The sequence below is a fragment of the Brevibacterium sediminis genome (assembly GCF_024895295.1).
In the GTDB taxonomy this organism is placed as follows: Bacteria; Actinomycetota; Actinomycetes; order Actinomycetales; family Brevibacteriaceae; genus Brevibacterium; species Brevibacterium sediminis.
In genome coordinates, this window is sequence record NZ_JAHQRN010000003.1 from 222,211 (window position 1) to 236,175 (window position 13,965).

Below are 13,965 nucleotides of genomic sequence, written 5' to 3' on the forward strand. Positions count from 1 at the left end.
GTCAGCTGTCGATGGGGCGGACGCGTTCGATCTCGACGATGCGCGGCACCGGTCCGGGTCGCACATAGGCGATGAGGACCTCACCGGGCTTGAGGTACGGATCGTCCTTCGGCAGCTTCGCTTCCACACGCTTCGGGGCATGGGCCGCGTAGACGGAGAAGATCGTCGGCAGCACCGGCCGGTGCGTGCAGTAGATGACGGGTTTGCCCTTCGCCAGCAGCTTCTCGATATAGCGGGCGGTCTTCTCCGGGTTCGCAGCGGTGGCCTTCTCGCTGAGCGTCGACACCTTCTTGATCGACTTGCCCGTCGCCGCCGACAGCGGAGTCAGCGTCGCCATGCACCGCTTCCACGGACTCGAGACGAGCTTGCGGACGCCCCAGGCTCCCAGCAGACCGGTCAATGCCATGGCCTGTCGGGTGCCGAGCTTGAGCAGAGGCCGTACATGCTCGGTTTCGTACCACTTCGCCCGCGGGAACGCCTTCCCGTGGCGGACGAGGATGAGCGGCCACGCCCGCAGCGCGTCCGTCTCAGCGAACTTCTCCAGCGCGTCGAGCTGTTCCCGGTCCGAGAACGACGTCAGCTTCGACCGGGCCTTGTCGACAGGGAACCAGCCGGCGGTGTCGACCTCTCGCTTGTTCACCGGGGCGAAGTCCGCTTCGTCCTTGACCTCGGCCGACCAGTAGAAGACCTTCTTCAGCGTGTTCTTGCCGACCGTGTACTCGGCCGACGGCAAGGGGATGCCGAGGTGGATGTCGAACCCCGTCTCCTCCTTGACCTCGCGGATCGCAGCCTCCGGCAGGGTCTCACCCGGATCGACCTTGCCCTTGGGCCACGACCAGTCGTTGTACTTCGGGCGGTGGATGAGCACCACCTCGAGGCCTTTCGAACCGTATCTCCAGCAGACCGCCCCGGCGGCAAGGACATCGGCGGTGACGCGCGATGACGCCTGTGCCGAGGCGACCTCGGACCGGCTCACGCCTCATCCCCGATTCGCCGACGCTTCCGGTGCCGACGGATGAGCTCCGTCTGATAGTCGGCGAGGATGCTGCCCTCGTCGTCGTGAGTCCGTCGGGTCCATCTGCCGTCACCGGACAGATCGAATGCCGAGGTGGTCGGGGCGAAGACGAGATCGAAGAGTTCGATGATCTCCGCCCGGTGACCGTCATCGACGATCTGCACGAGCGCTTCGACTCGACGGTCGAGGTTGCGGTGCATCATATCTGCCGAACCGATGTAGACGATCGGGTCGCCGTTGTTGCCGAAGACGAAGGCGCGGGAGTGTTCGAGGAAGCGTCCGAGCACGGAACGCACGGTGATGTTCTCGCTCAGACCTTCGATGCCCGGGCGCAGAGCGCAGATTCCGCGGACGAAGACTTCGACGGCGACCCCGGCCTGGGATGCCCGGTAGAGGGCGTCGATGATGGCTTCGTCGACGATCGAGTTGACCTTGATCCGCACCTGCCCCGCTCCGCCGGACTGTGCGATCGCGATCTCGGAGTCGATGAGGTCGATGAGTCCGGTGCGCACATTGCTGGGGGCGACGAGGAACCGTGAATATTCGGACTTCGGCGCATAGCCGGAGAGCTGGTTGAACAGCTTCGTCAGATCATCGGCGACGGCCCGATCACGTGTCAGCAGCCCGAAGTCCTCATAGCCGCGGGCGGTCTTCGGGTGGTAGTTGCCGGTGCCGACGTGACAGTACCGGGCCAGCCCGTCAGCCTCCTGACGGACGACGAGGGAGAGCTTCGCATGGGTCTTGAGCCCGACGATTCCGTAGACGACATGGACGCCGGCGCGCTCGAGCTTGCGGGCCCAGGTGATGTTGGCCTCCTCGTCGAACCGGGCCTTGATCTCGACGACGGCGAGCACCTGGATGCCGGCCTGTGCGGCATCGACGAGGGCGTCGATGATCGGCGAATCCCCGGAGGTGCGGTAGAGCGTCTGCTTGATCGCGAGCACGTTCTTGTCCGACGCCGCCTGTTCGAGGAAAGCCTGCACGCTCGTGGAGAACGAATCGTAGGGGTGGTGCAGGAGGATGTCCCGGCTGGCCACCGCGTCGAAGACGTCGACCTGGTCGCTGGATTCCCGCAGCGACAGGTCCTTGTTCATCTGTGGAACCATCTTCGGATAGTGCAGGTCATCGCGTGGCACATCGGCGATATCGGACATGCCGGACAGGTCCAGCGGGCTCGGCAGGTGGTAGATCTCCGAGTCGTGGATGCCCAGTTCGTCCTTGAGCATCTCGAGGACGCGGGGGTGGATGTTCTCTGTGATCTCCATCCGCACGGCCGGACCGAAACGCCTGCGCAGCAGCTCCTTCTCCAGAGCCTTGAGGAGGTTCTCCGCATCGTCCTCTTCGACCTCGAGGTCCTCATTGCGGGTCACGCGGAAGGTCGAATGGTGGACGATCTCCATACCGTCGAACAGGGTCCCGAGGTGTTCGGCGATGATGTCCTCGAGGGCGACGAAGCGGGCCGGGACGTCGCGCCCGGCGGGGCGGTCGGTCGCCTCGGCGACATTGAAGAACCGCGGCAGGCGCGGGGGAACCTTGACGCGGGCGAAGAACTCCTTGCCCGTCTCCGGCGACCGCAGGAGCACGCCGAGGTTGAGCGAGAGACCCGAGATATACGGGAACGGGTGGGCCGGATCGACGGCCAGCGGGGTGAGGACGGGGTAGACGTGGCCGAAGAAGAATTCGTCGACACGGTGCCGCTCATCCTCGGTGAGGTCCTCGACCTGGACCTTCGTGATCGATTCCGCGTCGAGGCGGGGACCGATATCGTCCTTGAGCAGGGCGGCATGCCGGCTCATCAGCTCGAATGCGCGCACCCCGATATCGTGCATGACCTGCGCGGGCATGCGGCCGGTGACGCTGGGCACGGCGAGACCGGTGTTGATGCGGCGTTTGAGACCGGCGACGCGGACCATGAAGAACTCGTCGAGGTTGGTCGCGAAGATCGAGAGGAATCGGACGCGTTCGAGCAGCGGGATCTCCGGATCCGAGGCGAGATCGAGGACGCGTTCGTTGAAGGCCAGCCAGCTGAGCTCACGATCGAGGAAGCGATCAGCCGGGTCGGGCAGTCCCAGCTCCTTACCCGAAGCCGCGATGTCGTACAACGCTCTACTCCTTCTCGTCCGTCGACGCCGTGCTCGCAGAATCAGTGCCGGTGACCTTTGCGGAGGCCGGTGCATAGGCCACGTGCGCGACCGCGACATGGAAACCCAGTCGCTCGTACAAGCCTAGCGCCGGGGCGTTGTCCGATTCGACGTAGAGTTCGATCGTCTCGGCGCCGGCGGTCACCATCCGCCGCATTCCCTCGACCGTCAGCGCCTTGCCCACGCCCTTGGCGTGGATGCGCGGATCGACTCCGACGACATAGACCTCGCCGAGGCGGCCCTCATCATCCGTGTCCGTGATCTTCGTCTGGTGGAATCCGATGACCTCGCCATCGCGGGCGGCGATGATGAAGGTGGTCGGGTCGAAGTCCGCAGCGGTGACGACGGCATCGATATCGGCGCGGGTCTGGCCGCCCTGTTCGGGATGCCAGTCGAAGGCGGCGTTGTTCACGGTCAGCCAGCCGTCCTCGTCGCCGGGAGCGAAGGAGCGGATCTCGACCCCGTCGGGGCTCTGCGTCTCGGGGAGGCCGTCGAGGCGCAGACCGGTGTCGGTGCGCATCTGATAGAGCACTCGATCGCGGCCGAGGCCGTGCTTCTGGGCGAGGTGGGCCGCGGCCGGGTGGTCGCCGTGCGACCAGCACCAGGCTTCGGGCTCTTCGTCGAGGATCGTTCTCAGCAGCTGTTCGCCGAGGCCCTGACGACGATGGTCGGGGGCGATGAGGAATTCGGCCGCGTGACGATCCCCCTGCAGGGCGCGGATTCCGAACCCGATGAGCTCGCCGGTCGCGTCATTGCCGGCGGGGTCGGCATCGGTGGGGCCGGAACCGTCTGCGTCGTCGGCAAATACGCGCCAGACGCTCGAGGCGGTCTGCGCCTCGTGGGCGGTGTCCTCACCGGTGGCGACGGCCATGAGTCCCCCAGAGATCTCGGGGGCGCCATCGGTGGCCGCCACGTCATCGAGGAACTTCAGCTCATCCTCGGTGAGGGTGTCGATCGGGGTGGAGGTGATTGCTCCGCTGGCCTGGATTCTCATGCCGTCACGTCCTCTGAATCTGTGTCTGTGACGCTGTCGGCGCTGAACCGGTAGCCGACGTTGCGCACGGTGTGGATGGCGTTCTCAAGGTCTTTGCCGAGTTTCGCACGGAGGCGGCGAACATGCACGTCAACGGTGCGGGTGCCGCCGAAGTAGTCGTCGCCCCACACGGCGAGCAGGATGTCGTCGCGGGTGAAGACGCGTTCGGGGTGCATGGCGAAGAACTTCAGCAGGGCGAACTCGCGGTAGGTGAGGTCGAGGCTGCGTCCGCCGAGCTCGGCGGTGAACGCGGTCTCGTCGATGCGCAGGTCCCCGGTGACGACGACCATCGGTTCGCCATCGGCATTCCACATTTCCTCGCCCGTGTCACCGAGGCGGCCGGACGAACCGGGCCCGCCTCCTCGGGCGGTGCCGACGGGGCCGCGTCCGGTGCGAACCGGTCCCCGGCCCCCGGCGTCGCCCTTCGCGCCGAGCCGGCCGGACCCGGCATGCAATCCGCCGGGGAATCCGCTGCCGGAATGAGCTGACGAGGATGCGGCGTGACGGTCACGGGCCACGCGCAGCCGCGCTTCCACCTCGGCGGGGCCGGCAGTGGTGAGGATGAGGTCGGACACGTTCCATCTCGCCGAGGCGGTCGCCAGTCCGCCCTCCCCAAGGACGACGATGACGGGGGCGGTGATCCGCGCCTCGGCGAGCAAGTCGGAGATGCGCGGGGCCAGGGACAGATCGAGGCAGGCGTCGGCGATGACGACGTCGACCGCGGCGGATTCGGCCCGGCGGCTGGACAGGTCCTCGGCGGCGCAGCGGTCGATCTGGTGACCGAGGTACTGCAGGGATTCGGGAGCGAGCGGGGCGTCGAGCCTGGCCGTGGGACAGATGTGCAGAATCCGCATGTGCTGCATCCACCTCCTCGGCGCCCGTCGTCTGAGGAAGAGTATAGCGAGGCCCCGGCCGGGGCCGCTCCGACGCGCTGCCGCCGGTGGTTACCGCGGGTGTCGCCGGATAAGGCACGATAGTGCTGTGATCAGATGGATTCGAGTAGCCGTCGCCCTGGTGCTGGTGTTGGCCCTCAGTGCCTCCGTGTACTGGGGCTATACGCTGTTCCTGCTGGCGACCGGGCTCATCGTCTTCGGCGTCGCCTATGGCTGGCCGCGTCTGACGGACTCCCCGCAGCCGCGGGCGACGTCGATCATGCTCGCCCTCTTCGGCGTGGGTGGACTCTACGCCGCCTGGCAGGACTCAACGGCTCCCTACCTCGACTGGCTGCCCGTGCTCGCGGGACTCGGTCTGCTGTGGACCTTCGTGCAGAACCTCACCCGCGGAATCGGTGCCTCCTATGCGGTGGCGAACGTGTCCGCGCAGGTCTCCGGTCTCGTCATCGTCCTGTCCGCGAGCACCTGGGTTGCGGCGATCACGGTCCCCGGTGACAAGGAGGCCATCGTCATCGGCCTCGCCTCGCTCATCGTGGCGCAGTGTATGACCGCGCTGCCGTGGCCGGCGATCTACACCTCGCCGTTGGCCATCGCCATGTCCACGGCCGTGGCGGGGATCCTGTCGGTGCTCGTGTTCGCACAGGCGATCTCCTTGGCCATGGCGCTCGTCCTCGGTGTCATCATGGGCCTGCTCGTGGCAGCGGTCGATCGGATGCTCGGGCTCGTCGCCTATGCGAAGTTCCAGGCCGCCAACCTCGAGGCCTCACAGAACATCGAGGTGAAGAAGAACGTCGAGAAGGCCCGGAGCTTCGCCGTTCAGCTCGCCCTCGGTGCCGCCCCGATCGCGCTCGGCGGAGTCGTCGTCTACGCACTCGAACGCGTCGCTTCCTGACCCGGGCTGAATGCACATCACTTTGTCAGGAACTGTAGACTGGGAGCATGGATAATCTTGTTGCTCTCGAAATCGTCTTCTCCAGCCTCGTCGGCATTGCCGCTCTCGGTGCCCTGGGTGTCGGGATCAAGGTCGTCACGGCGCTGTTCAAAGACAACCGCTGATCCCTGATGGTGATCGAACTCGATGCCTCGGTCCATCCCGAGCTCGTCCCTCTGTCCTGGCTGATCGGGTCGTGGGAAGGCGTCGGTGTCGTCGGCTACGCGGACACTCCTGAGAAGCAGTTCGGCCAGCGCATCGACTTCGTCGCCCACGAGGGCACGCCCTTCCTCCAGTACACCGCGCATGCGTGGCTGCTCAGCGAGTCCGGTGATCTCGAGTCGACCCTGACTCTCGAGACCGGAATCTGGCAGCTCGTGCGTCAGCACGACGACGGCGACGTCGGCCCGGGAATGATGGTGCCGACCGAACAGCAGTCCTTCACCTCGGCCGCAGCGGTCGAAACCCTGCGCACGAACGACGACGCCTTCGAGATCGAAGCCGAGATCGTCCACCCGCACGGAGTCATGGAACTCTACGCCGGCACCGTCAAAGGACCGCGCATCGATCTGGCCACCGACGTGGTGGCCAGGACCAAGACCGCGAAGGAGTACACCGCCTCGACGCGGATGTACGGCCTCGTCGGCGGCGAACTCATGTGGGCCTGGGACATGGCAGCCATGGGCCACGAACTCGCCTCCCACTCCTCTGCCAGATTGAAGAAGCTGTCTTAAGATGACTGATCCCGTGTCGCCGAATTCTGACTTCAACGATTCGCCGTCGCCGGAGAACACCGACACCCCCACCGAGGCGGTTCGGCGCTCGTCGCTGGCCCGCGGACTGAGCTCGACCGCGGTGCTCGGGGCCGGCGACCTCGCCGAGACTCCCATCCACTACGGAGCTCCTCTGCGAGAGCAGCGCGTGCTCGAGGAGAAGGACGGTCTCGTCGACCTCGCTCATCTCCGCGTGCTGCGTCTGAGCGGACCCGACCGTCTGACCTGGCTGAACTCGATCACCACGCAGAAGATCGACACCCTGGCCCCCGGAGTGTCCACCGAAACCCTCGTGCTCGATCCGAACGGTCGCATCGAAGGCTGGCTGAAGCTCGTCGACGACGGTGAGGCGCTGTGGGCGATCAGCGACCTCAACACCGACGCGACACTGGACTTCCTGCGCAAGATGGTCTTCATGATGCGCGTCGAGATCGAGGATCTCAGCGACGACTATCAGTGCTTCGGCGCCATCACCGCTCTGCCGGAGACCCTGCCCGTCACCCGGACCTGGTCCGATCCGTGGCCGCACATCGGAAGCGGTTCGGCCTCCTACGCGCAGATCGACATCGGGCACGATGTCGCCGGAACCGACCATCCGGGTCTCGAGACTCCGTTCGTCATCGGCATCGTCAAGCGCTCCGATCTGCAGGGCCTGTCGGCGAACAGCCTCGACATGGCCGGCTTCGACGCCTGGGAGGCCCTGCGGATCGCCGCCTGGCGACCTGGCCGGAATGAAATCGATCACAAGGCCCTCGTCGGCGAACTCGACCTGCTGCGCACGGCCGTGCACCTGGCCAAGGGCTGCTACCGCGGTCAGGAAGCGGTGGCACGCGTCCACAATCTCGGTCAGCCGCCCAGGCGTCTGACCTTCGTCCATCTCGACGGGTCCGGGCACATCGCCCCGGACCCCGGCACCGAGGTGCTTGCCGAGGTCCGCGGATCCGAACGATCCGTGGGCACGCTGACCTCGGTGACCGTGCACTGGGAGCTCGGGCCGATCGGTCTGGCCGTGGTCAAACGGAACCTCGCCCCCGAGGTGCAGCTGAGCTTCGAAATCGGCGACGGCGAACGCGTCATCGGTGCTCAGGAGACGATCGTCGTGCCGATGCGCGAGCACGAGCGCGTGCTTCCGGAACGGAACAGGGACGTCGACGCCCGCAGTCAGAACCGCTGATCACAGCGAGTCTTGGGCGCGGCCAGGGGCTGCTTCTGCCTTCGGTGTCGACGGTCCGACTCGGGGATTCGACGGTCGATGAACGGCTGCGGATTTCGTACCGGAACTGGTCCGAATCCGCGCGTTCGTCTCTCCATTGCGGGCGCTTCTGCCCAGCCCTCGGACGGCAAGTGACAAAAAGCGTCGGTAACCCCTATTCTTCCCCTTATGACAGCTTTGGAAATTGGCGGCGAAGCTCTGCCGCAGGAACGTAAGATCGTCACCGAGATTCCGGGACCGAAGTCCCGTGAGATCGAGGAACGTCGCAAGTCAGCCGTGGCGACTGGTGTCGGTTCGAGCCTGCCCGCCTACGTGGTCGCGGCCGGCGGCGGCATCCTCAAGGACGCCGACGGCAACCAGCTCATCGACCTCGGCTCGGGCATCGCCGTGACCACGGCCGGCAACTCGAACCCCCGCGTGGTCGAGGCCGCGAAGGCTCAGCTCGAGGCCTTCACCCACACCTGCTTCATGGTCAACCCCTACGAGAGCTACGTCGAGGTCGCCGAAGCCCTCAACCGCCTCACTCCGGGTGACCACGAGAAGCGCACCGTGCTGCTCAACTCCGGTGCCGAGGCCGTCGAGAACGCTGTGAAGATCGCTCGCGCCCACACCGGTCGCGACGCCGTCGTCGTCTTCGACCACGCCTACCACGGTCGGACCAACCTGACCATGGCGATGACTGCGAAGGCAGCACCCTACAAGGCCGGCTTCGGTCCCTTCGCCGGTGAGGTCTACCGTGCACCCATGTCCTACCCGTACCGCGACAACGATGCGGCCGGCACGAAGATCAGCGGTGAGGACGCAGCCAAGCGCGTCATCACGATGATCGAGAAGCAGATCGGCTCCGAATACGTCGCCGCGATCGTCATCGAACCCATCCAGGGTGAGGGCGGCTTCATCGTCCCGGCCGAGGGCTTCCTGCCCACCCTCGTCGACTACGCCCGCGAGAAGGGCATCGTCTTCGTCGCCGATGAGGTGCAGGCCGGATTCGCCCGCACCGGCAAGATGTTCGCCTCCGAGTGGGAGGGCATCGTGCCCGACCTCATCACCACGGCCAAGGGCATCGCGGGCGGTCTGCCGCTGTCGGCCGTGACCGGTCGCGCGGACATCATGGACTCGGTCGGTCCGGGCCGCCTCGGCGGAACCTACGGCGGCAACCCCGCCGCCTGTGCCGCCGCACTCGGAGCCATCGCCTCATACGAAGAGGACGGGCTGCCCGAGCGCGCCCTGGCCATCGGCGAGATCATCGTCGACCGCCTGACGAAGCTGCAGTCGAGGTACCCCGAGGTCGGCGATATCCGTGGCCGCGGTGCCATGATCGCCGCCGAGTTCGTCGAGCACGATTCGATCGAGCCGAACGCGGATCTGGTGAAGAAGATCGCGGACTACTGCGCGAAGAACGGCGTCCTCGTGCTCACCACGGGAACCTTCAGCAACATCCTGCGCTTCCTGCCGCCGCTGACGATCTCCGACGAGCTTCTGGGCGACGCCTTCGACGTCATCGAGGCAGCCCTCGCCGAACTCCTCGGCTGACCCTCCTCCCAATTACTACCTGACGGCGGCCCAGCAACCTCGCGCGAGGTTGCTGGGCCGCCGTCAGGTAGTTCGGGGGAGGCAGTTGTAGCACAATAGAGGCCATGACTTCAGAGATCGACAGCGCGACCGGCACGTCAGCGAGCGTCCCGGCCCGAGTGTGGCACTTCCTTCGGGGGCCTCGCTTCATCGATCTGCCGATCCGTCTGCTGGCCCTCATCATGGGGCTGACGATCCTGGTGCCAGGGTCGTTCGAGATCACCGAACCCCGCTACGCAGGCCTGCTCATCCTCGCCTACGGACTCATCGTCTTAGCCGGCTTCCTGCCGCTGAGCATCGTCATCGCGACGACCGGACTGGGCATCGCGTTCTCCATGCTCTACCCGGACCTGGAGAACATGTTCCCCGAGGCGCTCATCCTCGCCACCGCGGTCCTGATCAGCCGCCGCCGCTGGATCGGCTTCGCGCTGGGCACCATCGGACTGGCCGTCTACCTCGGCGCATCGACCCGACTCGGATCCTATGATGCCGGCTTCGAAGGGTTCACCGACCTCGGCTACGGCTGGCTGACCTACTCGACCCTCGGCCTGTGTGCGTCCTTCGTCGAAGCTCGAATCCGCAGTGAGATCGACCGCCGCGAACGCGCCGCCGTCGACCACCAGAAGTCACTCGATGCCATGCGCGCCCGGTTCACCAGTGACATGCACGACACCATCTCGCATTCGCTGACCACCGAATCCGCGATCATCCGCACCCTGGCGAAGGAAACCGATTCCGAGACCGCGGACCGTCTCCTCGCCGAGTTGGCGCTGGTCAACGCCGAGGCCACGAAACGGCTCCGACAGCTGGTGACGAGCCTGAGCAGGTGGGAGACCGAGGCCTGCTCCGGGGACTCCGCCACCTCTCGGGTCCGGTTCCGCGCCGAGGCGGAGCAGCTGACGACCGCGATCGAGGATGGGTGTGCGGCCGGTTCCGTTCCGCTGACCACCGAGCTCGCCCCGTTGCCGCCCCACGCGACAGGCACCTTGTCACACCATTTCCGGGCCGTGATGCTCGAGCTCGCCACGAATGTCATCCGCCACTCCGTTCCGGGCACCCCCGCCACCCTCGCCGTCGAAATGCGAGGTGAGCGCGGTGACCGGGCCGAACTGCTCTGCCGCAGCACGAACGAATCCCCGACCGCCCTGACCAAGGCGCCGAGGTCGCTGTCCCGCCGGGCCACGGCCGTGGGCGGCGTCTGCCGGGTGGACGAGGATGAACGGAGGAGAACCGTCGTCGAGGTGGCCCTGCCGGTCCGTTTCGTCTCCCCGTCCGCGCCGACTTCCTCGAAATCGCATACCGTGCGGTCTTCCTCGAATGTGGTCATGATCGACGTCGTCGATGATGACTTCGACACCAGCGCCGAGGCAACAGGTACTTTGCCGATCTCTGCTGAGTCGGCCGCCACCGACGCCCCCGACCGACTCACGGGCACGGACACCGCTGGTTCCGACCTCTCGGGCGAGGAGACCTACCGCCTCAGCAACGGCAGCCACAGCAGCGGCAGCCACAGCAATGGCACCCGCACGAAGGGCGGCCGGGACAAGGTCGACGCCTGATGACGTCGCACTCCCACACGGCCGCGCACACCACCGCGGCCCCGCACCGGACCTCGGAGGCGGCCCCTCACGTGAGACCGGAGACGACCATGCCGCAGGCCGACCACGACATGACCTCTGACTCCGCCGCACGCACCTCCGTGCTCGTCGTCGATGACGATTCGTGGACGACACGAGCGGTGGCAGCGGCGCTCGATGATGCGGGTTCCTTCCATGTCCTCGACCCGGTGCACTCCGGCGAAGAGGCCATCGCCGCTTTCGACGCCGAGCGTCCCGACCTCGTCCTCATGGACGTCAACATGCCGCCGGGAATGAGCGGCGTCGATGCGACGGCGGCGATCATGGACCTCGACCCCGAAGCCCGTGTTGTGCTCCTGACGACCGTATCGCCTGGTCCGGGAATCGCTCGCGGGCTCGAAGCCGGCGCACTCGCCGTGATCAACAAGACGGCCGGGGAGAGGGAACTCGTCTCGATCGTGCGGGCCGCCTCGGCGGGGGAGAGCCCCGAACTGCTCAGAGGGTTGGCCGAGGACATCGTCATCAGCGGAGATCCCCTGCCCGACGCCCCCGACTCGGCACCGCAGCTGACCGCCCGCGAGATGGAGCTGCTCACCCTGCTCTGCCAGGGCCACAGCTACGAGGAGATCGCCGCCGACCAATCGGTGGCCATGTCCACCATGAAGTCGCACGCCCGCAACCTGCGTCTCAAGCTGGGGGCGCGCAATCTCGCCCAGCTCGTCGTCCGCGCTCTCCAGTTCAAATTCTTCTCCCCGGAATGATCTGCCCCCGCCGAGGCGGCTGGCTGATTCGACTCAACCCCACCCCGCCGAGGCGGCTGACCCGTCCGGTTCATCCCACCCCACCGAGGCGATCGGTTCCGTTGACGCAGATCCTCCCGACCACGGTCGGTCGTTGACTACAGTGGGAGCATGACCGACACCTCGAGTCCGCGACTGTCCCGCCTGATCCGGGACACGGAGGGGTTCCTCCTGCCGCTGACGGAGGTAGCCGACGACGTCGCGGTCGCGCGAGTCGAATTCGGCTTCGACCTGCCAGCCGCCTCTACAGAGCCGTCGGCCGCAGCGCTCACTGCTCCACGCACGGCTCCGCTTTCCGCTGCACGCGCCACTCCGCGCACGGCTTCGACCCCCGAGGCCGCCGACTACGGCTCCTTGAACGGCACAGTCGTCCTCGTCACCGAGCCGGTGCGCAGCCCTGCCGGGCTCGATTCCGTGCTGACCGACTATGCGGGAGCCGCCGCTCTCGTCGTCCCGCCCGGAACGCACAGCCACCTCGGTGACGGGGCCGACCTGCGGGGGAGTGCGGGCCGGGCTCCGGTCCTCCTCGAACGATCGCCGCATGTGACGTGGTCGGAGATCCTCGTCCATCTGCGACAGCTCATCGAGGGGGCGACGAGCGCCCTGGCCTGGCCTGATGTCGACGACCTCAGCGCCCTGGCCGCCGTCATCGCCGAAACCACGGGCGCGTCGATCACGATCGAGGACCCGGCCTCGCGAGTGCTCGCGCATGCGAACCTCGGCGACGAACTCGATGAGATCCGTCGCGAGACGATCCTGTCCGGGGCCATTCCCGACTGGCGGATCGCCGAACTCGAGGAATCCGGGTTCCTCGACACGATCCGCCGTTCCACCGATGTCGTCGAACGTCCCGCCGAAGGCACATCACCGGCTCGATCGGTCATCGCCCTGCGCAGCGAGGGCGAACTCATCGGGACGATCTGGGCGGCCTACCCGGCCGAGGTCGACCCCGAACCGCTGCGCGAGGTGCTGCGCGACGCCGCCCGCGCGGCCCTGCCCGTGATGCTGCGGACCCTGCGCCGGTCACCGTTCGAGAAGCGCATCCGCCGGGAGGCTCTCGGCGGGATCCTCGCCGGTTCGGCCGATCTCGGGCCGTCGGCGACCCTGCTGTCGCTGCCGTTCTCGGGCAGCTTCTGCGTCCTTGCCTTCACCGAGGTGGCCCCCGACCGAGAGCCCGTCCTGCGGTTCCATCTGCGGGCTGCCTTTGCCGATGCCGTGCTCGCGCACGTGAGCTCTGCCGGTGCCGCACACGCCGGACATGGTTCTGTCCCTGTCGGCCCGGCAGATGTCAGCATGGGTCGATTCGGAACCGGGGAGCGGGTCCACCTCGCGGCATTGGTGCAGATGAGCGAGGCGATGAACGCCGAACAGGTGCGCGATCACGTCATCGCCGCTCTGCGCAGGTCCCTGCCGAAGTCGGAGACCCTGTGCTTCGGAGTCGGCACCCCGGTCGACCGCCTCGATGCCGTGCACCGGTCGTGGACCGAAGCCGCATACGTCGTCGACGCCGTGCAGGCTGTCACCGAGGCGGGGCCTGGCGCGGACGACGAGGACGTGGACCCGACCCCACAGAAGAGTTCGGTTACGCACCGAAGTCCGAGTACTCACGGCCGAATCGTCGGGGCGACCATCCGCGACGTGGCAGCGAGGGTCATGGGTCTGCAGGTCGCCGATACGCTGCTGGCCGCAGACGAGCGCGTGATCGGCGGAGGGCCCGGACCGGCCGACGGACGAGCACCCACCGGCCAGCGGGCTCAGTCGGGCGCAGGAGTACTCGGTCCGGCGCAGGCACTGGCAGCTCACGACTCTCAGCACAACGGCAGCCTGCTCGAGACCCTGCGCGTCTACTTCGCCACGGTCGGCAACTCTGCCGAGGCATCTCGCCGACTTCATGTGCACACGAATTCGCTGCGACACCGTCTCGGCCGCATCGAGGAGATCACCGGACTCTCAACGGCGGAACCGGCCGAGCGGCTCTGGCTCGAACTCTCCGTGCTCGCTCACGACCGGTCGTGAG

At 66.8% G+C, this 13,965-nt stretch carries 11 protein-coding genes; 7 read left to right on the forward strand and 4 right to left on the reverse strand.

What is annotated here, in order from left to right; translation table 11 throughout:
- Position 1 precedes the first annotated feature (1 nt).
- The 4 genes from KTJ89_RS08345 to KTJ89_RS19245 are packed head-to-tail and all read right to left on the reverse strand — an operon-like array spanning position 2 to position 5,052.
- Positions 2 to 976 carry an NUDIX hydrolase gene (locus KTJ89_RS08345; protein ID WP_259357370.1) on the reverse strand — a complete coding sequence of 325 codons (975 nt, stop codon included), beginning with the start codon at positions 974 to 976 and terminating at the stop codon, positions 2 to 4.
- Entirely contained in the window at positions 973 to 3,117 is a 2,145-nt protein-coding gene (locus KTJ89_RS08350) for an RNA degradosome polyphosphate kinase (protein ID WP_229663969.1), read from the reverse strand. The genes KTJ89_RS08345 and KTJ89_RS08350 overlap by 4 nt, the downstream gene beginning before the upstream one ends.
- Positions 3,118 to 3,121: 4 nt before the next feature.
- Positions 3,122 to 4,150: a mycothiol synthase gene (mshD, locus tag KTJ89_RS08355; RefSeq protein ID WP_259357371.1), complete on the reverse strand. Its 1,029-nt coding sequence runs from the start codon at positions 4,148 to 4,150 to the stop codon at positions 3,122 to 3,124.
- Positions 4,147 to 5,052 carry a winged helix-turn-helix domain-containing protein gene (locus tag KTJ89_RS19245; RefSeq protein WP_310650279.1) on the reverse strand — a complete coding sequence of 302 codons (906 nt, stop codon included), beginning with the start codon at positions 5,050 to 5,052 and terminating at the stop codon, positions 4,147 to 4,149. The genes mshD and KTJ89_RS19245 overlap by 4 nt, the downstream gene beginning before the upstream one ends.
- A gap of 118 nt (positions 5,053 to 5,170) precedes the next feature.
- Between KTJ89_RS19245 and KTJ89_RS08365 the strand changes: the two genes are divergently transcribed.
- The 7 genes from KTJ89_RS08365 to KTJ89_RS08395 all read left to right on the forward strand — a co-directional run bounded on the left by KTJ89_RS08365 (position 5,171) and on the right by KTJ89_RS08395 (position 13,964).
- Positions 5,171 to 5,974, forward strand: a complete 804-nt coding sequence (locus KTJ89_RS08365; protein WP_229663971.1) for an ammonia permease — start codon at positions 5,171 to 5,173, stop codon at positions 5,972 to 5,974.
- A 170-nt stretch (positions 5,975 to 6,144) separates the two neighbouring features.
- A complete protein-coding gene (locus KTJ89_RS08370) occupies positions 6,145 to 6,747 on the forward strand; it encodes a heme-binding beta-barrel domain-containing protein (protein WP_180345572.1) in 603 nt (200 codons plus the stop codon).
- Position 6,748: 1 nt separating this feature from the next.
- A complete protein-coding gene (gene ygfZ / locus KTJ89_RS08375) occupies positions 6,749 to 7,960 on the forward strand; it encodes a CAF17-like 4Fe-4S cluster assembly/insertion protein YgfZ (RefSeq protein ID WP_259357372.1) in 1,212 nt (403 codons plus the stop codon).
- 207 nt (positions 7,961 to 8,167) lie between these two features.
- The gene (gabT, locus tag KTJ89_RS08380; protein WP_259357373.1) at positions 8,168 to 9,532 is read left to right on the forward strand and encodes a 4-aminobutyrate--2-oxoglutarate transaminase; all 1,365 of its coding nucleotides are present in this window, start codon (positions 8,168 to 8,170) and stop codon (positions 9,530 to 9,532) included.
- Positions 9,533 to 9,636: 104 nt separating this feature from the next.
- Positions 9,637 to 11,130, forward strand: a complete 1,494-nt coding sequence (locus tag KTJ89_RS08385) for a sensor histidine kinase (RefSeq protein WP_139468095.1) — start codon at positions 9,637 to 9,639, stop codon at positions 11,128 to 11,130.
- The gene (locus KTJ89_RS08390) at positions 11,130 to 11,909 is read left to right on the forward strand and encodes a response regulator transcription factor (protein ID WP_229663972.1); all 780 of its coding nucleotides are present in this window, start codon (positions 11,130 to 11,132) and stop codon (positions 11,907 to 11,909) included. Before KTJ89_RS08385 ends, KTJ89_RS08390 begins: the two co-directional genes overlap by 1 nt.
- Before the next feature lie 150 nt (positions 11,910 to 12,059).
- Positions 12,060 to 13,964 (forward strand): PucR family transcriptional regulator, encoded by a 1,905-nt coding sequence (locus tag KTJ89_RS08395; RefSeq protein WP_259357374.1) that lies wholly within the window; start codon positions 12,060 to 12,062, stop codon positions 13,962 to 13,964.
- Position 13,965 lies beyond the last annotated feature (1 nt).

Excerpts from the sequence above, each read along its gene's own strand:
- KTJ89_RS08385 (WP_139468095.1), top strand. The coding sequence starts at position 9,637 with ATGACTTCAGAGATCGACAGCGCGACCGGCACGTCAGCGAGCGTCCCG.
- KTJ89_RS19245 (WP_310650279.1), bottom strand. The coding sequence starts at position 5,052 with ATGCAGCACATGCGGATTCTGCACATCTGTCCCACGGCCAGGCTCGAC.
- KTJ89_RS08370 (WP_180345572.1), top strand. The coding sequence starts at position 6,145 with ATGGTGATCGAACTCGATGCCTCGGTCCATCCCGAGCTCGTCCCTCTG.
- KTJ89_RS08395 (WP_259357374.1), top strand. The coding sequence starts at position 12,060 with ATGACCGACACCTCGAGTCCGCGACTGTCCCGCCTGATCCGGGACACG.
- KTJ89_RS08390 (WP_229663972.1), top strand. The coding sequence starts at position 11,130 with ATGACGTCGCACTCCCACACGGCCGCGCACACCACCGCGGCCCCGCAC.
- mshD (WP_259357371.1), bottom strand. The coding sequence starts at position 4,150 with ATGAGAATCCAGGCCAGCGGAGCAATCACCTCCACCCCGATCGACACC.
- ygfZ (WP_259357372.1), top strand. The coding sequence starts at position 6,749 with ATGACTGATCCCGTGTCGCCGAATTCTGACTTCAACGATTCGCCGTCG.
- gabT (WP_259357373.1), top strand. The coding sequence starts at position 8,168 with ATGACAGCTTTGGAAATTGGCGGCGAAGCTCTGCCGCAGGAACGTAAG.